The organism is Alkalimarinus alittae, assembly GCF_026016465.1.
GTDB classification, from domain to species: domain Bacteria; phylum Pseudomonadota; class Gammaproteobacteria; order Pseudomonadales; family Oleiphilaceae; genus Alkalimarinus; species Alkalimarinus alittae.
In genome coordinates this window covers 625,916-647,347 of sequence record NZ_CP100390.1, presented here as the reverse complement: position 1 = coordinate 647,347, position 21,432 = coordinate 625,916, and the positions used below count along the sequence as shown (strand labels likewise).

Sequence of the window (21,432 nt, the reverse complement as noted above, 5' to 3'; positions counted from 1 at the left end):
ACCCCCCCCCCTAGAAACCACCGCCCATCATAGGCAGTGCAAGGAAGATTTTTAGAATTAATGCATTTGCGATATCAATAAAGAAAGCACCGACCAATGGAACCACCAAAAATGCTTTTGGTGAGGGACCAAATCGATTGGTGATGGCGTTCATATTACCGATCGCGACTGGGGTAGCGCCTAAGCCTAGACCAGCGAAACCGGACGCCATAACAGCGGCATCATAGTCACGCCCCATCACCCTAAAAACCACCCACATTGTAAACAACGTAATAACGGTTACTTGTGTGCACATGACGATTACCGCTAACAGCACATCATCTGAAAGAGCAGCAAACTGCATGGAGATAAGACTCATCACGAGAAATATCTGTAAACTTACGTTATTAGCCACACTGACAGCCCGTTCGCTAATCTTGAATTTTGCAACATCAGCGCTATTGGTTATGGTGATAGCCATCAACATGGCAGTTAAGAATCCAGGGAGCAGCATGCCAGTATTAAATAAAAAACGGTTTACTAAATCACCTGTTTGAATACAAACCGCAATCACCAAAGTGGTTTTAAGAATATCTTCAAGCGTTGTAGGATGATAGCGCTCTTTGACCTCTGATACGGTGGTTATAATATCAATCTCGCCCTTAGGTTTAAGCCCATTGGCTTTTATTAGCCGCCCTGCAATCGGGCCACCAATAATACCCCCCATAATTAAACCAAACGTAGCAAAAGTGATGCCTAGCGCTTCGGCATCTTCTAAACCAGCCTTTGCCGCTTCTGCACCCCAAGCGATGGCAGTGCCATGCCCGCCAGCTAGAGAGATACTGCCTACAAATAAACCATACGCTGGCTCACTGCCAAAAGAAGTCATGATGAACACGCCTGCGGCATTCTGCAGAATAAGAAACACCATTGATATCGACAGCAAGATAACTAACGCCTTTCCGCCCGCCATTAACAGCCTAAATTTAGCAGTTAAGCCGATGGTGGTAAAAAAGATCAGTAATAAAATATCGCGAAGCCGCATATCAAAGTCGAGAGTCAAATCCCATTGGCTACTCACGACGCCAATAACGATGCTAAATAGCAACCCACCGGTCACAGCTTCGGGTATATTGTTTCTTTTGAGAAGGGGGATAACGCGGTTAATGTAACCACCCGCAAATACAGCGATGATGCTGAGAATCAGAAAATCGGTTCCTTCGACAGCGTAGTTCATGGTTATTCCATTCATGAAAACAAAAAGACGGCACTAGATTACCAGTACCGTCTAACGACAACAAGAATACTCAGATCGTTTATCAGCCTATTGAAGTTAGGCGCCAGGGCCGCAATCTAGGCAACCCTTAATAACATCAGGCCCGATATTAAGGTTACTATTGAGATCTCTCAACGCTGTTCGTACCCCTTCTTCAATAACAGGGTGGTAAAATGGCATATCTAGCATTTCAGATACCGTCATACGTTTCTGTACCGCCCAAGATAAAAGGTGGGCAATATGCTCGGCTGCAGGCCCAAACATTTCAGCCCCTAAAAACAACCCTGTACCTTGCTCGCCATAGACTTTCAAAAGCCCTTTGTTTTTGCCCATTACTCGGCTTCTACCCTGATTCTCAAAAGATACTTTGCCCGTTGCATAACAGGTATGGCAACGCGCTTTAACCTGATCTAGCGTTAAGCCCACCGCTGCAATTTGAGGATCAGTAAATACGACCGCAAGGGGTGCTCGCCTATGGCCTGCTAGGACTCTGGGGTAACCACCTGCATTTCCCCCTGCAATTCGCCCTTCATCTGCGGCTTCGTGCAACAGTGGAATGTCGTTACTGGCATCCCCTGCAATAAAGATATGGCTACTGGTGTGAGCGCCACCTGTATTTTCTAGTTTCGTTTGCAACGTGTAACGATCAAATACAGGCACACCTCTGTCATCAAGTTTCAATGACGTATTTTCTAACCCCAAGTTATCGACATTCGGTTTGCGACCTGTCGCAGCAAGCACATAATCAAAGCACTCGGTAATCTCGCCTTTTTCTCTATGAATATACGTCACTGAAACCTGTGTTTTATCATCGCCGTCAACTCGCTCCATGCCTTTTACTTCGGCATCGGGGTCCAGATAAAACGCTTCGTTAAAAGCGTGTTTAGCATATTCTCTAATTTCAGGGTCACGTGTTGCACCGAGGCCGCCTCCCAAACCAAATACTCGAATATCCACACCTAACCGACTCAAAGACTGCCCTATCTCTAAACCGATAACGCCCGGCCCGAATACAGCAACCGATTCAGGCAAGCTTTCTAGTTCAAAAACCGAGTCGTTAATTAAGAGTCTATCGCCTAAAGCTTCAAAGGTAGGAGGATAAGTCGGACGACTGCCGGTAGCAATCACCACACGCTCAGCATATAGCGCTGTTTCGCCGCCCGCTTCAAGCGAGATGTTTAACCGGTGATCATCTACAAACGTGGCATAACCTCGAATACGCTTTGATTCTGGGATCTCTTCAACAGACTCAACAACAAAGCCGGCAAATCGGTCTCTTTCAGAGCGAACTCGCTGCATAACGGCTTTCCCATCAACGGATACTGGGCCTGCACTTACTCCAAATATAGGCGCTTTCTCTATTGCATGAGCGGCTTCTGCTGCGGCAATTAACAACTTACTCGGCATACACCCCACTCGAGCACAGGTCGTACCATAGGGGCCTCCTTCAATTAATACGACACTATCAGTATGCTTACTAACCTCTCGGTAAGCCCCTAGGCCTGCCGTACCGGCCCCGATAATGACAACATCAACGTTTTGTATTCTATTGTCTAACTGATCTGACTGCATTATTGCCTCTTGCCTCGCATGAATAGAGAGAGCATCCTTACTCAGAATGAACCGGATAACATCGTGCATGAGTCGTGAGCCCTACCGACCGGCAAAGCTCGCGCTCTTTGGACTACTGACCTAAGTAGGCTTCCAACTCATCTGCCCCACCGATCAAAGCACCATCAACAAATACTTGAGGCGTAGTTCCTTTACCGGTAACGGCCTGCAATGAGCTGTAACTAACACCGCCTTGACCCAGTTCGATATCTTCAAATCTAAAGCCTTTCTTATTCAGCAAATCTCTAGCTCTGTGACAGTGTGAGCAACCAGGCTTACTGAATAACGTAATACGTGACGGCAACTTCGCATTCGGGTTGATGTAATTAAGCATCGTATCGGCGTCAGACACTTCAAAAGGGTCGCCTGGCTTTTCTGGCTCAATAAACATCTTCTCGATGACTCCATCTTTTACTAGCATGGAATAACGCCACGAACGCTTACCAAACCCTAAGTCATTTTTATCGACGGCCATTCCCATACCTTCTGAGAAGTCCGCATTTCCATCCGGTAAGAAAGAGATATTCTCGGCCTTTTGGTTTTCTTTCCATGCGTCCATTACAAACGGATCGTTTACAGACAAGCAAATAATGCTATCAACACCATTTTCTTTAAATACACCCGCTAATTCGTTATATCGAGGTAAGTGTGTGCTTGAGCAAGTCGGTGTAAATGCTCCGGGTAATGCAAACAGCACAACAGTCTTACCTGCAAATAGTTCATTCGTGCTGACCTGTTTCCACTCATTATTTTCACGAGTTGGAAAGGTGACCTGTGGTACTGCTTGACCTTCTTTAGATTGCAACATGTACGTCTCCTAGTGCGTAGTGTTTATCTGATAATCATAAGATATCGCAAAGCCTAAAATTAATACAATCAATTGATTCAATCATATTGATAGCTTTTACATATAACTGATGTTTCTTATCTATTATCAGCTCGTCCGTTTATGTTGTTTTAGGCTTAAGACTCTGCGACCATAACCCCCTTAAGTCTAGTCTATCTCAGATGAATCACCGCTAAGTTTCAATACGGTAGGCACTGCACTCTTTTGCTCTTCAACTCATTAGCGCTGATGGCATACCCTTAAGCACGTTCTAAAAAGTAGACAAAAATGACGGTTAAACAAGCGTTACTCTATACCTTTTCACTAGGGGCTATTTGCGTCTTTCTAACTTGGTATTTGGGGCATATATGGGTGTTTATCATGATTGTATCCGCCGCGTTGGTTGGCATTGCGTTCACGGTATCCACTGCATGTCCAAAATCTGATCAAGACCAATCAGAAAATGAAAAAAGATAGCCTCAATTAATCAGCTTCTTTTTTCATCAGCACTTTCAATTAACCAAGCGACTCATACAGCGCGTTAATTGAACGCTCAGTCTGCTCCCAACTCATGCACGCATCAGTGATAGAGACACCGTACTCCATGTCAGCTGAAATATCTTGTCGATGCTCATTTATATGACTTTCAATCATTATGCCCATAATAGCGCTATTACCCGCCTTCACTTGTTCAGCAATGTCTTTCAGTACAAGGGGTTGTTTGAGGTGGTCTTTGCCTGAATTCTCGTGACTGCAGTCAATCATAATGCGCTGATTCAAACCGGCATCTCGAAGTGCATGCTGGCAACGCGCTATATTGAGCGCATCATAATTCGGTTGTCCGTTTCCACCTCTGAGTACGATATGGCCATTAGGGTTTCCGGCGGTACGAACGATTCCTATCTCACCATTCTCAGACACCCCCATAAACACATGAGGATTTGCCGCTGACTTCATGGAATTAATCGCTGCCGTAAAACCTCCATCTGTCGCGTTCTTAAATCCTACGGCAGCAGACAATCCACTCGCCATTTCTCTATGAGGCTGAGATTCAGTTGTTCTTGCACCGATAGCAACCCAGCTAATAAGGTCATCAAAGTAGCTAATGGCTAATGGGCTAAGTGCTTCTGTCGCCAATGGCAGCCCCATACCGGCAAGTTCAAGTAATAGAGTACGAGATAATCTCACGCCCCGTTCCATGTCATCGCTGCCATCTAATAACGGGTCATGTAACAGCCCCTTCCACCCGACGGTTGTTCTTGGTTTTTCAAAGTAGCAACGCATGACTAAGCACAAACGGTCACTCACTTTAGAAGATAAATGCGCAAGGCGTCGCCCGTAATCGATAGCCGATGCGGTGTCATGTATTGAGCAAGGCCCTGTCACCACCATCATGCGAGGATCTGCACCACTGACAATGCGATTAATCATTTGCTGTTGTTGCTGAACCTGCAATCGTAAAGCGCCAGCCGCTTGTAACTGCTGTTTAATCACTAGTGATGAAGGCAAAACATCCACAGAGGTGGAAGATGTCTCAGCTTCAGCCTGATGATCTAAACCTATGCTAGTTGAGTTAGTCATAGATGAATCCTTATATTCCTTACTTAGTTAAAGCCCTAAAACGAAAAAACCCCGATTAGCCAAAGCCTTTCGGGGTTTTATAAAACTTGTCCGGAAGGCTGTTTTGTTAAACTCACCTTCCTGATACATTGTCGTACTTAACGAGTATCCAGGGTTCGCTTAACCGTCTTACTAAAATAGTAAAACCAATACTGCCAACCAGAAAAATTGTTAGATGAAACAACACCGTTATTGCCATTTTTATCGACAGACACGGCAGAACACGGCTTCGTCAACGCGACAAAGAGGTCAAATGCAGTGATGTGTAGGCGTGTGTTTTTCATATTCATGAAAGAATCTTAACCCAATTAAACTCGCTTGCAAACCCACTCAGGCTAAACTTATCAATATTCATTGTTTAGTCTGCCGCATAAAGGTCTAAACTGAAAGGCTGCTACGTTAGCGTTTTAATGCTACATTTTTTGTGTAGGGTGTAACGCTATTTAAACTTATATCTTTGCGCAGATTAAGGATTAAACATGAGATTCAGTTGGGTTTTAACGCCGAGTTTAGCCGCTATTAAAATAAGCATACTGTTCTTACTATTAAGCGTGAGTCAGGCAGTATTTGCACAAAATATTGAGGTAATCTCAGTTCAATACCGAGCAGCAGAAGATATAGCAAGCCAAATAAAAGCACTCTACCCTGAACAGCAAGTGCGAGTGGTCGGAAGGGGTCAGCAATTAACCATTAGGGCTGACGGGTCAACCTTAGAAGAGATCAAACAACTGGTAACCTCTTTAGATGTTGCACCTAACCAGTTCCTGATCAGCGTATCTAGCGATGCCAACGCCCAACAAAACAATAAAGGAATATCAGGCTCGATATCAACATCCACAAACACCATGAACAATGGCAGCATAAACATTCAAGCGCATAAAAAATCGTACAAAACCCGTGGAACAGGCAGTCAAGCCGTTAGAGTATTAGAAGGCCATTCTGCATTCGTTAGCGCAGGCCAAAAACACCCCGTACGTGAGCGACAATTAATAAACGGCCAGTGGGTTAACGGAGTAGATTATATTGATATGACAAGCGGGTTTTATATTGAACCTAGACTAATGGGTAGCGATCAGGTTGAACTAAAAATACGTACCCAGCAAAATCAAGCTAGCAAACGCCAACCCAATACAATCAATACCGCCACGATTGAGTCAGTTCAAGTCGTTAGATTGGGTGAGTGGGCGACGATTGGAGGCACCCGCCAAGATTCTCAACGTAGCACGAGCGGCATTGGCTACTCTACTGAACGACATTCGATTGATAACCAAAGCATGACCATTAAAGTTGACCTTGTAGGCGACTAAACAATGCCCGGTTATGCCATGCTGTGGCTTCATTAATAGCCGTTTAAGCATTCATATTATTTAACAACACGTCTTTCGCAGTATTCACCTGTGCTGCTAAAAAGTTACTTCCACCGCGGTCTGGGTGCAATTTCTGCATCAGTTTTCGGTGTGCATCTAGTATTTCTTTTTTAGTGGCCCCCTCTGTTAACCCCAGAATCTGCAATGCTTGAGACTCGTCCATGTCAGAATGGAAGGTAGGCGCATTCAGTTCATCAAACTGATACCCACACTGTTCAGCTTTTTTACGCCACGCTTGCCCTATATGCCGCTGTAGAAAGGCATCAAAGACAGGAACTGAGTCTGCATATTGTTCGGATGCTAATTGATAGAGTTGATAAAGCTGTGCAGGATTCAACTGCGATAAGCGCTGGCCTTTAAGCTCACCCTGCAAGATTTCACCGTCCATTTTTCCGCTTGTGTGCGTCAGTGACATCGTAAGTAAAGAGGTTTCAACAACCGTGACGCCATCTGGACCAACAGGCGTCGAGCCCCCCACCCATTGCTTTAAATAGCGCACAATGGGTATATATTTCAACAATGCGGGTATTTTTTTAGCAAATGGGATAATCGCTGCGACTATAGCCGCAACAAAGTGAATTCTGCCGGTTATCAGTAGCAATAGTAAAACCGCGCCCGCCAATCCAACGGCCACGATATAAACCAGTTTACGTCGCTGCTTCGGGCTACTATTGATGCCATAGCGAATTAGCGTAAACACGAGTAGAGCGGCTAAAAAACCAATGAGAAGGTGCATAAGTAAACTCTTAACGGTTGATATGTCTTAACCATACGTTAGCTATCTCGATAAAATCAACCTGCAATCGGGTTAAACGCACCTCCCAGCATGATCACACAAGAAAATGCGTCGCTATAAGCCTATTATAGAATATGTTAAATTAGCTATTCGTAATCTTCGCGAGTGACCACAACCCGTTTAAGGAGCAACGATTTGATCGTTTATCAAGGCGTAGAAGGTGCCTATTCTCACCTAGCCTGTCAGCATGTATTCCCTCAACGAGAGGCTTCAGCTTGCGATACTTTTTTAGAGGCTATGCAAGCGGTTGAACAGGGTCGCGCTAACCTTGCGATGATACCTGTCGAAAACTCTACTGCCGGACGAGTCGAAGAGATTTATCGACTGATTCCCAAGATGAGTTTACACATCGTTGGTGAACATTATGAGCCAGTGAACCACTGCTTACTCGGGTTACCAAACGCCTCGCTAGAGACGATTCGAACGGTTGGCTCTCACCCACAAGCACTCGCTCAATGTAATAACCATATCGCCCAGTTGAAGTTAACCGAACTGGCCAAACTCGATACCGCAGGCGCGGCCCGAGAAGTCAGCCAGAGTAATGATCTAAGCAAAGCGGCTATCGCATCCTCTTTAGCCGCAGAACTCTACGGGTTAAAAATACTGAAAGAAAACTTTCAAGACGAACAAGGCAATACCACTCGATTTATTATTTTATCTCATACCGAGCAACTACCTAAGTTTGACCCCCAAAAAGCTTATATTACATCGCTTATTTTTCGCGTTCGAAATATCCCCGCATCGCTATATAAAGCGTTAGGCGGGTTTGCCACTAATGGTGTTAACTTGGTCAAGCTTGAGAGCTATATGCCTGGCGGTCGTTTAAACGCAAGTCAGTTTCATGCTGATATCGAGGGGCACTTAAGTATGCGGTCTATGGCGCTCGCTATTGAGGAATTAAACTTTTTTGCTGAAGAAGTTCGAGTATTAGGGACTTATGAAGCAAACGCATTTCGTACCACTGCGAACTTCCATGAATAGATATTTACATTTCGGTTTTTACGTATCTATAATTTCGAAGAACTGTTTATAATAAATCGGTTACGATACAGCAACAGCTTTATATGACCCATGCCTCACACATTACGATACTAGAATATTCTTCTTATTCACTCGCATTAAGATCGGGTGTTATAACTAATTAAGAAAAAATCTGACGGAGAAACACCCATGCTAAAGCGCATGACTATAATGGTTTTAATTCTCGCTATCATTTTCGGTGGCATGTTTTGGTTTTTGGGGTATTTTAAACCCAAAATGGTCAATCAATACTTTGCTAACTTCCAACCCCCCCCTGCAACTGTTTCGTCAGCAACTGCAACCGTAAACTCACGCATTCCATTTCTTGAATCAACCGGCAGCATTGTGGCGGTACAAGAAGTCGTAGTGACTAGTGAAGTAGCAGGCCCCATTCAATCTATTAACTTTCAATCAGGTCAGGATGTTGAAGCAGGCACCCTACTCGTTAAGCTCGATACCTCCGTCGATCAAGCTGAACTTAAAGGCCTTATTGCGTCAGGAAAACTAGCAGAAGCGAACTTTAAACGAGATAAGCAACTCATAGCACGCAAAGCGGTTAGCTCACTCGATTATGAAACCAGTGTTGCAGGGCTACGCAACGCTGAAGCAAGCATCGAAAGCCAAAAAGCTACTATTAGCAAAAAGTCTATTCGCGCACCGTTTGGTGGCAAACTAGGTATTCGCAAGATTAACCTAGGCGAATACCTACAAGCCGGCACCCCCATTGTCTCATTGCAGGCATTAGATAAGGTATATGTTGATTTTCACTTACCTGAGCAAAACTTTAGCCAAGTCAAAATTGGGCAAACTGCGCTTATTAAAGTAGCCGCATGGCCTGACAGAGAGTTTAGCGGCGAAGTCACTGCGGTTGATGCTCGAATCAGTGAAGCCTCTCGAAACTTCACGGTTCAAGCGACTATCGACAACCCAGACCACGCATTACTACCTGGCATGTTCTCAGAAGTAAGACTTGTAACCGGGCAACCTAGAGAATTAGTCACGGTACCTGAGCAGGCCGTTGAGCGAAAACTGTATGGCACCTCTGTATTCGTCATCTCTGAAACCACCCCAGAATCTTCTGGCGCAGAAGGCGAGAAAGTCGAGAAAGTACTAACCGTCGATCGACGCTATGTGCAAACCGGTCAAAGTATTGGTGGCCACATTGAAATAACCTCTGGCCTAAAAAGCGGAGAGCAAGTCGTCGTTGCTGGGCAATTAAAACTACAAAACGGCTCACGTGTTGTGATTAATAACATCGTCGAACTTAACTAAGGAGTCGGTATGCGCTTTACTGATTTATTTATACGCCGGCCGGTTCTTGCCTCAGTTGTCAGCTTGGTTATTCTGCTGCTCGGTTTAAATGCATTAAAAGAACTGCAGGTCCGCCAGTACCCAGAATTAGAAAACTCAATAATATCAATTGTGACGGCGTACCCTGGTGCGAGTTCCGACTTGGTAGCAGGGTTTATAACAAGCCCCATTCAACAAGCGGTAGCCAGTGCTGAAGGGATTGACTACCTAAAGTCGACGAGTTCTCAGGGGGTTAGCTTAATCGAGGCTCACTTAAAACTTGGCCAAAATGCTAACTCAGCAATGACTGAAGTGTTAGCAAAAGTCTCTGAAGCCCGAAAAGAGCTTCCGGCGGACGCCGAAGAACCCGTGGTCTCCAAATCAACTGGGGGCACGACCTCACTCCTCTATTTGAGTTTTTTCAGTACAGAAATGGAAGAAACTCAAATTACCGACTACCTCAAACGTGTTGTTCAGCCACAACTTGAAACCCTCGACGGCGTTGCAAGTGCAAAAATTCTTGGTGATAAGTCATTTGCGATGCGTGTATGGTTAAACCCTAGCAAGCTAGCCGCTTACGAATTAACACCCCAAGACGTTGCGGCATCCCTCAATAGCAATAGCTTTTTATCGGCGGCGGGACAAACCAAAGGACAATATGTCGCGATCAACGTGACGGTAGACACAGACCTAAAAAGCATTGAAGAATTTCAAGACCTCGTAGTTAAACGTGATGAAGGGGCTTTAGTTAGACTTCGTGATGTAGCGACAGTAGAACTAGGCGCCAAAAATGATGACTCAGCGGTCTACTTTAACGGCAAACGTGCCGTTTTTATTGCAATCGATGCACAACCATCCGCAAACCCACTCACGGTTATTGATGGCGTTTATGCAAAACTTCCAGACATCGAACGTCAACTACCGAGCGCCCTCGAAGCAAAAATAAACTATGACGCAACACGCTTTATTCGTGACTCAATTACAGAAGTTGTGATAACCGTTGGTGAAGCAACCGTCATTGTTATCTTCGTTATCTTCATGTTTTTGGGCAGTGGTCGTGCCGTATTGATTCCAGTCGTCACTATTCCACTTTCGTTGATTGGCGTCTGCTTTTTCATGCTTGCCATGGGCTACTCACTAAACTTACTGACACTTCTTGCAATGGTACTTGCTATCGGTCTGGTGGTAGATGATGCTATCGTCGTAGTAGAAAACATCCACCGGCATATTGATGAGGGCCTATCACCCTTTAAAGCCTCCATTGAAGGTGCGCGCGAGATCGCAGGCCCTGTTATATCAATGACCCTGACCCTTGCAGCCGTATATGCCCCTATTGGATTTATGGGCGGACTCACAGGCGGGTTATTCAAAGAGTTTGCCTTTGCGCTGGCTGGCGCCGTGATTATATCGGGCATTATTGCACTAACGCTTTCCCCGATGATGTGCTCTAAACTACTAACAGAGACCAACAGCCCAATGGCTAAACGTCTCGACAAACTCTTTGATAAAATAAGAGTCAGTTATCAGAACCGGTTACACAATACCTTGAACTATAGACCTGTCACGATGGTGATGGTCGTCACTATGTTGATAAGCTGCGTATTTTTATATCAGTTTTCGAAAAAAGAACTCGCTCGAAGTGAAGACCAAGGCATTATATTCAGCCTTTCAACTGCACCCGAAAGTGCTACCCATGACTATGTTGACGCCTATACCGGTGAGCTGCTGAAAGCCATTGATTCATTTGAAGAAAAAGAAGGTTCATTTGTTGTAGCAGGGATGAACAGCGTCAACTCTGTTTTCTCAGGAATGCTGTTAAAGCCTTTTAGTGAGCGCGAAGCCACTCAAATGGAGCTCGTACCTGTTATGCAGCAAAAGCTAGCGGGCATTGCAGGCTTTAGGTCTGTTTCTTTTAACCTGCCAACATTGCCCGGTGCAAGCGGACTGCCGATTCAATTTGTAATCACTTCAGCGCAAGACCATGAAGTGCTATACGAGTTGGGCCAAGACCTACTGGGTCAGGCCATGCAAAGTGGTAAGTTCATTTTTCTCGATACTGACCTGAAGTTCAATAAACCTAAGGCCGATATCAGCATTGATCGTAGCAAAGCGGCTGAAATGGGTATTAGCATGAAAGACATTGGCTCAGCCCTCAGCACGATGTTAAGTGGAGGCACCGTTAACCGCTTCAATGTTGATGGCAGAAGCTATGACATTATTCCACAAGTGGAGCAAGATTATAGGCGGACCTCTCAACAGCTTGATGATTACTATATTCGAACGGCTGCAGGATCCTTAATTCCACTATCGACCATTGCCAAAATAACCGAAGACGTCGAGCCCAATAAACGGGGCCAATTCCAGCAGCTCAATTCTTTAGTGATTGAAGGCGTCATGAGACCTGGTGTTAGTCTTGGGGATGCACTCAGCTATCTTGAGTCTACCGCGCGTGAGACCTTTCCTAAAGGCGTTGGCATTGATTACGCTGGGCAATCACGCCAATTTATTCAAGAAGGTAGCGCACTAATCTTTACCTTCTTCTTCGCACTCATCATGATTTATTTGGTTCTAGCAGCACAGTTTGAAAGCTTCCGGGACCCCTTCATTATTTTGATCAGTGTCCCTATGTCGTTACTCGGCGCGTTACTACCTATTGCCTTCGGTGTTACCTCGATCAATATATATACTCAAGTGGGTCTAGTAACACTTATTGGCCTTATTAGTAAGCACGGCATATTGATGGTTGAGTTTGCCAACAAACTTCAAGTCGAAGAAGGGCTAGGTAAACGGGAAGCCATAGAAAAAGCAGCAGGTATTCGCCTAAGAGCTATTTTGATGACGACATCCGCTATGGTTGTTGGCGTGTTTCCGTTAATTCTAGCATCTGGAGCAGGCGCAGCAAGCCGGTTTGATATTGGTTTAGTGGTAGCCTCAGGGCTTTCTGTTGGAACTATCTTCACGTTATTCGTAGTACCTGCAGTGTACGTCATAATAGCTAAAGACCGCAGTTCAGAAGGCCAACAGCAAGATCGTGATAACCCTCACAACTTAGGGCAGGCGAACGTAACACCACCGACTACGAGCACTTGAAACACCTACTGCTAACACCTAACTAGCGTCCACCTCCTCCATCCAATACGGGCTAAGTGCCCGTATTGCCTTTTACTTTAAAAGTCCTAGTAGCCGTGATGAAGCGTAGCGGAACCAAGGGGAAAATAGCCACCAATAGACATGAGTGACATCCTGCATGTATGCTATTCAAGCTTATTGATAATATCATCATGGATACCTTATGAAAAAAGTAGCATCCTCAAAATTACTTATCTCACTCCCTTTACTTGCTTCAATAATCTCAGGTTGTAGCTTTGTTCAACTCAAGCCAAACGCAGACACAGTAAAAACGTTAACGGCAGAGCAAGTAGCCAACTGTAAGTCGGTAGGAACAGTCACCACTAAGGTGATTGACGAGGTAATGTTCATATCACGCAATGAAGAAAAAATGGCTTCAGAGCTTGAAGTACTCGCTCGTAACGAAGCAATAAAATCAGACGCTAACGCCATTGTGCCGATTAGCGAGATAGAAGAAGGCCAACGTACTTTCAGAGTATACCTTTGTCCATAAGCTCAGCATAGCGCTGGTCTTAAAACCAAAAAAACCCGATAGTTTTCACTACCGGGTTTTCTCTTAAAGCTAAATTAAGTAATCATTACTTCTTAGCTTTTCTTTCCTTCTCTTCTGCAATAACAACTTCAGCTACTGAGTTTGGACAAGGCATGTAGTGTGAGAACTCCATAGAGAACTGACCACGACCAGAAGTCATTGTACGAAGACTTCCGATATAACCAAACATTTCAGAAAGAGGAACGTCTGCTTTAACACGAACACCAGTAACACCGGCTTCTTGATCTTTGATCATGCCACGACGACGGTTCAAGTCACCAATAACATCACCAACGTGATCTTCAGGCGTGAACACATCAACTTTCATGATAGGTTCAATCAACTGAGGACCCGCTTTTGGAATCGACTGACGGAATGCGCCTTTAGCTGCGATTTCAAACGCGACTGCAGATGAATCCACCGCGTGGAAACCACCATCAAACAATTCAACTTCAACGTCTAATACAGGGAATCCTGCAAGAACACCTTCAGTCATCATTGATTTGAAACCCTTCTCAACAGCTGGGAAGAATTCCTTCGGTACGTTACCACCAACAACCGTTGAAGTGAATACGAAACCAGAACCAGGCTCACCTGGCTTGATGCGGTAATCAATCTTACCAAACTGACCAGAACCACCAGACTGCTTCTTGTGCGTGTAGCTGTCTTCAATTTCTTGAGTGATCGTTTCACGGTATGCAACTTGTGGCTCACCTACCTCAAGCTCAACGCCGTAAGTACGCTTCAAGATATCAACTTTGATATCCAAGTGAAGCTCACCCATCCCTTTCAGGATAGTTTCACCAGAATCTTCGTCAGTCTCAACGCGGAATGATGGATCTTCAGCAACCATTTTACCAATAGCAACACCCATCTTCTCTGATCCACCCTTATCTTTAGGTGCAACAGCGATAGAGATTACTGGCTCTGGGAATACCATCGCTTCAAGTGTACATTCGTGCTTAGGATCACATAGTGTGTGACCCGTCTGTACGTTCTTCATACCTACAACCGCGATGATGTCACCTGCTTGTGCAGAATCGATCTCGTTACGGTCATCAGCCTGCATCTCAACCATTCGGCCGATACGCTCAGTCTTACCCGTGAAGCTGTTAAGAACAGTATCACCTTTGTTTAGCTTACCTGAGTAAACACGGATAAATGTCAGAGCGCCAAAGCGGTCATCCATTATCTTAAATGCTAACGCACGTAATGGCTCGTCTGCAGATACGATCGCTTTCTCGCCTGTTGGGTTACCTTCTTCATCAGTAAGGTCTTGTGGATCTACTTCTGTTGGGCTTGGTAAGTATGCAACAACAGCATCTAGAACCAACTGCATGCCTTTGTTCTTAAACGCAGAACCACAGTACGTTGGGAAGAATGCAAGATCACGAGTACCCTTACGGATACAACGGTTAAGGTCTTCTACAGAAGGCTCTTCGCCATCCATATAAGCCATCATCACGTCATCATCCATTTCAACAGCTGTTTCAATTAGCTGCTCACGGTACATTTCTACGTCATCAACCATATCAGCTGGAACGTCTTGTACAGAATAGTTTTCTGGCAAGCCAGTCTCATCCCATACATATGCTTTACGTGTAATTAGGTCTACAACACCAACAAACTCATCTTCAGTACCGATAGGTAAAACCATCACAAGAGGCTTAGCACCCAAAACTTTAGTGATCTGGTCGGTAACACGGAAGAAATCAGCACCCATACGGTCTAATTTGTTCACGAAGATAATACGAGCAACACCTGACTCGTTAGCGTAACGCCAGTTAGTTTCTGACTGTGGTTCAACACCACCAGAACCACAAAATACACCAATACCACCATCAAGTACTTTTAGTGAACGGTAAACTTCTACTGTGAAGTCAACGTGTCCAGGTGTATCGATAACATTAAAGCGGTGATCTTTCCAGAAACAGCTAACGGCTGCAGACTGGATAGTAATACCTCGCTCGGCTTCCTGCTCCATGAAGTCAGTCGTTGACTCACCTTCATGAGTTTCTCCAAGCTTATGGATCTTACCGGTAAGCTTCAAAATTCGTTCTGTAGTGGTGGTTTTACCCGCATCAACGTGCGCGAAAATACCGATATTTCTATATTTGGATAAATCTGTCATTACGTTACTCGATAAGTCAGGGCGAAAATTGCGCGTAAGTATACAGGATTTCAAAAATATGTTCGAAAAAAACTGTAACTTTACGCATAAAAATCGCACAAATATTCAAATTAAGAAAATTCATTCGATTTTTAGTTTAAATGCTGTCTATAAAATAGGAGGCAATAATAGGCTAAAAAGGGTTCTCCTCGCTACATTTAATTCGATAAGAATAGTTTAATAAGATGAATCACTCAAATTGCTAGCACGTCCAAATAGGCCAAAGAGTGCATCTTTTTCATCTTGATTAACCGATGAGTTGTCGATTTTTTCTTCCACAGGGGCAATACACACCCTGTTTCGGCCGCTTTCTTTGGCCTTATAAAGGTAGCCGTCAGCCCTTTTTACCATTTCTTCAGCACACCCCCTCTCTACCCCAGTAAAAATATCAACGCCAAAGCTAGCGGTTAGCATAATTTCATTTCCATCAAACTCAAGCGGCGTTGACGCAATGAGCTCTCGAGCCCTTTCGGCGACCAATATTGAATGCTGACGGTCTGTAGAGGGTAAAATAATCGCAAATTCTTCTCCTCCATAGCGACAGGGTGCGTCCATTTTTCTAACACTGGCTTTAATAAGACTTGAAGCTAATATAAGCGCCTTATTTCCAACATCATGCCCCCATTCATCATTAACCTTCTTGAAATAGTCTAGGTCTACCATGATCAGACCTGTTGCATGCCCGGTTCTTCGGGTGCGCTCCATCTCTTGCTCTAGCGCCTGCATAAAATAACGAAAATTAGAAAGACCGGTTAACGTGTCGGTGTGAACAAGCTCTGAAAGCTCCGACACTTGCTCTCGTAAACCAACAAGCTCTGTAATAATGTCGCAAGACGCCTCTTGTAAGGGGCATGATGGGGAAATTTGAGGCATAGGAGCAGGTCAATCCAGTGGCTTGAATATAATTATGTATCGATACCTCTTAGTCTAAGCCACTCAACATCGCTGTCAATGCTTCGCTAATTTTTTAAACCCAAACGCTCTATATATTGACGTCTATTGTCTAAGCAGTCAGCCTTTAATGAACGAGTATACTTGAGGATACATTTACATCATCAGACGCGTCACTCGTCAAATTAAACGCCCCCCTTATGCGGCTATATTGATCTGCCAACAGTACAGCCGAATGCTCCAATTCATTTGTTTTGTAATGCGATAACAATGCCATATATGTTCTATTGAGCTCCGACAACGCGACTGACCTTAGCGCCGTTGGGAAACGCCCATCCCGAACGATATCAACCAGCTTCTGGTGGGCCATTTCAAGATAATACGTTTGCGATACACGAACCCCATACCTTGCCCATATATCCGCCAAATTGTGATGTGACACCACGACCATTGAGACCATAGCCAAGCTGTTATCGACTGTTTTAACCTTCTCACAAAGAGGAATGCGAAACAGCTTTAACAACCTATCTGACTCAGTGATCGCCTGACTATAAAAATCTCGAGCATCACTATTGCATCGCCTTTTTAGTGCCTTATTCCCTTCGGTTGTCAGTCTTTTCCATTTATGATTGAACAACACCGTTCTCCCTTTATAGTTTTATAAACAAAATTAGATATTGGCAGCAGGTAAACTTATGACTGCGACCGCAATCAAAGGAATTGCGACCAAAACAGGAGAAATAGCCACCCAGTATTTATCAAGCCATTTTCCAACACTATAACGACGAGCCATTATCATTTTGAAACCGCCTTTGTTTTTGAATGAGGGTTACACTTAAAGCATTAAATGATAATGATTCTCATTTATGTTTTTGTCAAGAAAAATATCTAGGGGGTGAGAATTTAATCGCGAAGAATATTATTAATATCGATAGGCACACAAACTTAAAGACAAAAGTTGCGAGCGATGAAAAAAGAGGTGTAAAGAACGGAGGTGAAAGAAAAAGAAGAATAAACAAGATTGGAGGAAAGGGAAACACTCGTAGTGAACGCATTAAGCGGCTACTCTCCGTAAGCCCCGCCTTCTATATAAACACCCTCACTCATAGCATTCAGATAACCCTGTAGTTCACCAGAGTCTTTGAGCACCTTCAACCCTCGATTAAATATATCAAGGCGTCTTTTGCTCTCTTCGTTATTACGAGGAAATATCAAATGTAGCGACTGCGTATGAATAGGGTTTGGGTTGTGCGTGATCAACTGACGCTCTTCTTCTGGAAACAGACGTCGAATCATTGCATAGCCAACTTCTTTATCCTGAGGAAATACATGAGTACGACCTTTCATCAGAACGACAAAATTAGTTTCATCACTCACAATCCGTTGAACCTTAAATAGGTTGTCTCGCTCCGCTTTTTCGAATTCTTCGCCATAAAAGTATCCCAGCGTCCCCCCCACATTGAGTCCTTTAAGATCATCAATACTGCGCCACTTAAAGGGAAAGTCTTTGCGATGAAAATAAACCAACTGGCCACTGACTATAGGGTCACTGCAATAAAAAAGTTTCTCTCTTTCAGCCGAGCAGTAATAAGGCATTGTGGCATCTACACCACCATCGCTGGACATTTTATAACCCCTAGTCCAAGGAAAATAACCAAACTTCACGCCAATCCCTTCAGCTTGATATATTTTTTCAATGACATGGCCGATCGCCCCGTTATGGCGATAATCCTTAGATACATAGGGAGCCCACTCCCCAGTAGCAATTCGAATCGTCTCAGCCCCGACTGCCACTGACGATGACAATATCAGCAGGATAAAGATGTGTTTTAAATACAAAGTCAACTTTGTCAACGCTATGCAGCCTTACAGTTTGGATTACTAATTATACTAACAGAGAAATTAAGAGTCACAACCTATACGAGTAGACCTTTTGATAAAAATGCCCATTGTTCGTTCCAACCTTCTAGAGGTGCTTGCTTAAACTCTGTCCTTACAAACTGATGAATTCGCCCTTCTACAATCGCAACCAATAGGTTTGATGCCTTGCTGGCTACTAACGCTGAGCGCTTTCCTTCTCTAATTGCAGCCTCGCGAAGTATTCTTTTAATCTGGGATTCGAGCCGCTCAAAAAACTGAGATACACGGGTACGTAAACGCTCTTTTTCGCCTGCCAATGCATCGCCCATTAAAATTCGACAAATACCTGGGTTTTTTTCAGCAAACGTGAGTACGAGAGTGAGAATCGCTTCAATTTTTGCTTCCGCATTAGCGCCTTCTTGCATGACTCGATTAACGCGACTAAAAATACTTTCTTCTACAAACTCAATAAGGCCTTCAAACATCTTACCCTTACTAGGAAAGTGACGATAAAGCGCCGCCTCAGTGACCCCAACTTCTTTTGCTAATTTTGCAGTGGTAATACGAGCACCAGGGCTTTGTTCTAGCATTCTGGCTAATGACTCCAGAATCTGCTGACGACGATTGTTTCGATCTTTTTTCGGTGGAGCAGCCATCGCCATTTCCTACTAGTAATATCTGATATGTTTGATAAAAAGTTGTTCTATGATGGGTAAAAGGTACTTACCTATTTAAAAGAAAGTACCATCAATCGGTGACGAAGCAGATGCATATAACTTTCTTGGCATTCGGCCTGCCAAAAAGGCATCACGACCACACTCTACAGCGCCCTTCATAGCTCGCGCCATCAAGATAGGATTCTGTGCGGCAGCAATAGCTGTATTCATCAGTACGCCATCACACCCTAACTCCATCGCAATGGTCGCATCTGACGCGGTACCTACACCAGCATCAACCAAGATAGGCACCGTCGCATTCTCTAGAATCATACGAATATTGTACGGGTTTCTGATACCTAAACCCGAACCAATTGGGGCACCTAGCGGCATCACAGCAACGCAACCCATTTCTTCTAAACGCTTAGCAATGATAGGGTCATCGGTCGTATACACCATGACTTTAAAGCCATCTTTAATTAGCTCTTCTGCTGCGACCAATGTCTCAGTAATATCAGGGTAAAGCGTCTTCTGATCACCCAATACTTCTAATTTAACGAGGTCATGCCCGCCTAGCAACTCTCTAGCTAATCGACAGGTTCTTACGGCATCTTTAGCCGTATAACAACCAGCGGTATTAGGCAAAATAGTATAGCGGTCTGGCGATATGACATCGAGTAAATTAGGCTCACCAGGGTTTTGCCCTATATTTGTTCGCCTAACTGCAACTGTCACAATCTCAGCGCCACTGGCTGCAATTGCTTCACGGGTTTCATCAAGATTTTTGTATTTACCGGTTCCGACCAACAACCTTGACTGGTATGTTTTTCCGTCAATTATTAAGGGTTTATCAGTAGCGTTGTCCACGGTGTTAGTTGTCATTTTCTTACCTGATTAATAAGTTGTCTTGTGTTGTTTTATTCAAAAGGCTATCCGCCCCCTATTGCATGTACTACCTCAAGGTTGTCGCCCTGCTTTAATACCGTAGAGGCATGCTCACTTCGAGGTACAATTTCCATGTTTAGCTCAACCGCAATTCGCTTGCCTTCAAGCGCAAGAACATGAATCAGGTCTGCAACAGTGGCACCCACTTCAAGCGTTTTCTCGTCGCCATTTACAATAACGTTCAATATCATCTCCCGCTAATACGTATTCAATTTACCGTTTGGCCAGGCTAGTTGAGCACGCACTCAACGCAATCATGAGCCAACCCACAAGAAAGCAGAAACCTCCCACGGGCGTAATCATCCCGAGTTTACTCATCCCTGTAAATGCATATAAATATAAGCTACCCGAAAATAATAAAATACCTAACAAAAAGCTGACGACCGCGACTTTTAGATATTTTTCATTGATCGACAGGGGCAGCGCCAACATTACACCGACTACTAACAATGCGATGCTGTGATAAAACTGATATTCCACTGCAGTCTCATAAACACTAAACAACTTCTCGCTTAGCAGCGGCCTTGCACCATGAGCCCCAAAGGCGCCGGCAGTAACACTGCAAAAAGACAACACCGCCCCCAACGCAATAATAATATGGCGCTGAGGTTTCATATGAATGTTATTGGTCACTGATTATCCTTCGATGCTCGCTCATCAAAATTACAAGCGCAGCTTGTTCTTTCCCACGTTTCAAGGTTTACAGCGGTTAGCTTTCCGCCCCAAACACATCCGGTATCAACAGCCACCATCTGAGGGTTAGACACTCGCCCTTCGAGCGCGGCCCAATGACCAAAAATTATTTTTGAACTGCCATTACGGGTGAATGCGTACCAAGGCTTATAACCTGGCGGTGCGTTCAGAGGCCCAAGCTTGCTATCAAAGTCCAATACGCCGCCTTCATCAATAAAGCGCATGCGAGTGAAATAGTTAGTAATGACTCTTAATCGCTCCATGCCGGCTAACGATTCGCACCACATTTTAGGGGTATTGCCATACATTTCTTTAAGAAACGCATCGCAATCATCACTTTTCAGAACCGTTTCTATTTCCTTGGCATAACGCTTAGCTTGTTTGATTTTCCAGATATGAGGAACACCCGCATGGGTCATGACGATTTTACGTGTTTTGTCTCTAACCATCAGTTTTTGATGTCGTAGCCAGTCCATTAACTCATCGACATCAGGAGCATCAAGAATATCGCCAAAGGTATCCTTCCGTTTACGGCTTTGCGCACCTCGTGCAACCGCTAACAAATGCAAGTCGTGATTCCCTAACACCACTCGAGCAGACTTACCCAATGATTTAATATGGCGTACCGTTTTAAGCGAATCAGGCCCTCGATTAACTAAATCCCCTGCGACCCAAAGTGTATCATTCGATGAATCAAATTTTATTTCATCTAACAGGCAACAGAAGTTTTCATAACACCCCTGAATATCGCCTACTGCATAAATTGCCAAA

22 protein-coding genes are annotated in these 21,432 nt (G+C 44.3%); 6 read left to right on the top strand and 16 right to left on the bottom strand.

Annotated elements, in window-relative coordinates:
• Positions 1-10 precede the first annotated feature (10 nt).
• The 3 genes from gltS to NKI27_RS02795 form a co-directional block, all read right to left on the bottom strand.
• A complete protein-coding gene (gltS, locus tag NKI27_RS02805) occupies positions 11-1,216 on the bottom strand; it encodes a sodium/glutamate symporter (protein WP_265048184.1) in 1,206 nt (401 codons plus the stop codon).
• Positions 1,217-1,312: 96 nt separating this feature from the next.
• Entirely contained in the window at positions 1,313-2,827 is a 1,515-nt protein-coding gene (locus tag NKI27_RS02800; protein ID WP_265049461.1) for a dihydrolipoyl dehydrogenase, read from the bottom strand.
• Positions 2,828-2,939: 112 nt separating this feature from the next.
• A complete protein-coding gene (locus NKI27_RS02795) occupies positions 2,940-3,674 on the bottom strand; it encodes a glutathione peroxidase (RefSeq protein ID WP_265048183.1) in 735 nt (244 codons plus the stop codon).
• Between the two features lie 306 nt (positions 3,675-3,980).
• Between NKI27_RS02795 and NKI27_RS02790 the strand changes: the two genes are divergently transcribed.
• A complete protein-coding gene (locus tag NKI27_RS02790) occupies positions 3,981-4,169 on the top strand; it encodes a hypothetical protein (RefSeq protein ID WP_265048182.1) in 189 nt (62 codons plus the stop codon).
• 39 nt (positions 4,170-4,208) lie between these two features.
• Here the strand turns inward: NKI27_RS02790 and NKI27_RS02785 are convergent, their stop codons facing one another.
• Together NKI27_RS02785 and NKI27_RS02780 are read right to left on the bottom strand one after the other, a co-directional pair.
• Complete coding sequence (locus NKI27_RS02785; RefSeq protein ID WP_265048181.1) at positions 4,209-5,273, bottom strand: 3-deoxy-7-phosphoheptulonate synthase; 1,065 nt, start codon at positions 5,271-5,273, stop codon at positions 4,209-4,211.
• 137 nt (positions 5,274-5,410) lie between these two features.
• The gene (locus NKI27_RS02780; RefSeq protein WP_265048180.1) at positions 5,411-5,602 is read right to left on the bottom strand and encodes a hypothetical protein; all 192 of its coding nucleotides are present in this window, start codon (positions 5,600-5,602) and stop codon (positions 5,411-5,413) included.
• A gap of 189 nt (positions 5,603-5,791) precedes the next feature.
• Here NKI27_RS02780 and NKI27_RS02775 point away from each other — a divergent pair, with 189 nt between their 5' ends.
• A complete protein-coding gene (locus NKI27_RS02775; protein WP_265048179.1) occupies positions 5,792-6,619 on the top strand; it encodes a secretin N-terminal domain-containing protein in 828 nt (275 codons plus the stop codon).
• Positions 6,620-6,662: 43 nt separating this feature from the next.
• Here the strand turns inward: NKI27_RS02775 and NKI27_RS02770 are convergent, their stop codons facing one another.
• A complete protein-coding gene (locus NKI27_RS02770; RefSeq protein WP_265048178.1) occupies positions 6,663-7,415 on the bottom strand; it encodes a DnaJ domain-containing protein in 753 nt (250 codons plus the stop codon).
• A 195-nt stretch (positions 7,416-7,610) separates the two neighbouring features.
• On the opposite strand from NKI27_RS02770, the gene NKI27_RS02765 reads away from it, so the two are divergent.
• The 4 genes from NKI27_RS02765 to NKI27_RS02750 all read left to right on the top strand — a co-directional run bounded on the left by NKI27_RS02765 (position 7,611) and on the right by NKI27_RS02750 (position 13,407).
• Positions 7,611-8,456 (top strand): prephenate dehydratase, encoded by an 846-nt coding sequence (locus tag NKI27_RS02765; protein WP_265048177.1) that lies wholly within the window; start codon positions 7,611-7,613, stop codon positions 8,454-8,456.
• Positions 8,457-8,645: 189 nt separating this feature from the next.
• Positions 8,646-9,767 carry an efflux RND transporter periplasmic adaptor subunit gene (locus tag NKI27_RS02760; protein ID WP_265048176.1) on the top strand — a complete coding sequence of 374 codons (1,122 nt, stop codon included), beginning with the start codon at positions 8,646-8,648 and terminating at the stop codon, positions 9,765-9,767.
• Between the two features lie 9 nt (positions 9,768-9,776).
• Entirely contained in the window at positions 9,777-12,875 is a 3,099-nt protein-coding gene (locus NKI27_RS02755) for an efflux RND transporter permease subunit (protein ID WP_265048175.1), read from the top strand.
• Positions 12,876-13,077: 202 nt separating this feature from the next.
• Entirely contained in the window at positions 13,078-13,407 is a 330-nt protein-coding gene (locus NKI27_RS02750) for a DUF4156 domain-containing protein (RefSeq protein WP_265048174.1), read from the top strand.
• Between the two features lie 85 nt (positions 13,408-13,492).
• Here NKI27_RS02750 and fusA read toward each other — a convergent pair whose 3' ends face one another.
• The 10 genes from fusA to NKI27_RS02700 all read right to left on the bottom strand — a co-directional run bounded on the left by fusA (position 13,493) and on the right by NKI27_RS02700 (position 21,431).
• Positions 13,493-15,577 (bottom strand): elongation factor G, encoded by a 2,085-nt coding sequence (fusA, locus tag NKI27_RS02745; protein WP_265048173.1) that lies wholly within the window; start codon positions 15,575-15,577, stop codon positions 13,493-13,495.
• A 216-nt stretch (positions 15,578-15,793) separates the two neighbouring features.
• Positions 15,794-16,489, bottom strand: a complete 696-nt coding sequence (locus tag NKI27_RS02740; RefSeq protein WP_265048172.1) for a GGDEF domain-containing protein — start codon at positions 16,487-16,489, stop codon at positions 15,794-15,796.
• Positions 16,490-16,634: 145 nt separating this feature from the next.
• Complete coding sequence (locus NKI27_RS02735; protein ID WP_265048171.1) at positions 16,635-17,144, bottom strand: DUF2753 domain-containing protein; 510 nt, start codon at positions 17,142-17,144, stop codon at positions 16,635-16,637.
• Positions 17,145-17,177: 33 nt separating this feature from the next.
• The gene (locus tag NKI27_RS02730) at positions 17,178-17,306 is read right to left on the bottom strand and encodes a hypothetical protein (RefSeq protein ID WP_265048170.1); all 129 of its coding nucleotides are present in this window, start codon (positions 17,304-17,306) and stop codon (positions 17,178-17,180) included.
• 263 nt (positions 17,307-17,569) lie between these two features.
• Positions 17,570-18,361 (bottom strand): substrate-binding periplasmic protein, encoded by a 792-nt coding sequence (locus tag NKI27_RS02725; protein WP_265048169.1) that lies wholly within the window; start codon positions 18,359-18,361, stop codon positions 17,570-17,572.
• Between the two features lie 62 nt (positions 18,362-18,423).
• On the bottom strand, positions 18,424-19,023 hold the full coding sequence (slmA, locus tag NKI27_RS02720) for a nucleoid occlusion factor SlmA (RefSeq protein ID WP_265048168.1): 600 nt from the start codon (positions 19,021-19,023) through the stop codon (positions 18,424-18,426).
• 75 nt (positions 19,024-19,098) lie between these two features.
• On the bottom strand, positions 19,099-19,905 hold the full coding sequence (locus NKI27_RS02715) for a thiazole synthase (RefSeq protein ID WP_265048167.1): 807 nt from the start codon (positions 19,903-19,905) through the stop codon (positions 19,099-19,101).
• Positions 19,906-19,952: 47 nt separating this feature from the next.
• Positions 19,953-20,153: a sulfur carrier protein ThiS gene (gene thiS / locus NKI27_RS02710; protein WP_265048166.1), complete on the bottom strand. Its 201-nt coding sequence runs from the start codon at positions 20,151-20,153 to the stop codon at positions 19,953-19,955.
• A gap of 28 nt (positions 20,154-20,181) precedes the next feature.
• Entirely contained in the window at positions 20,182-20,601 is a 420-nt protein-coding gene (locus NKI27_RS02705; RefSeq protein ID WP_265048165.1) for a DUF423 domain-containing protein, read from the bottom strand.
• Positions 20,598-21,431 carry a symmetrical bis(5'-nucleosyl)-tetraphosphatase gene (locus NKI27_RS02700; protein ID WP_265048164.1) on the bottom strand — a complete coding sequence of 278 codons (834 nt, stop codon included), beginning with the start codon at positions 21,429-21,431 and terminating at the stop codon, positions 20,598-20,600. Before NKI27_RS02700 ends, NKI27_RS02705 begins: the two co-directional genes overlap by 4 nt.
• Position 21,432: the final 1 nt, after the last annotated feature.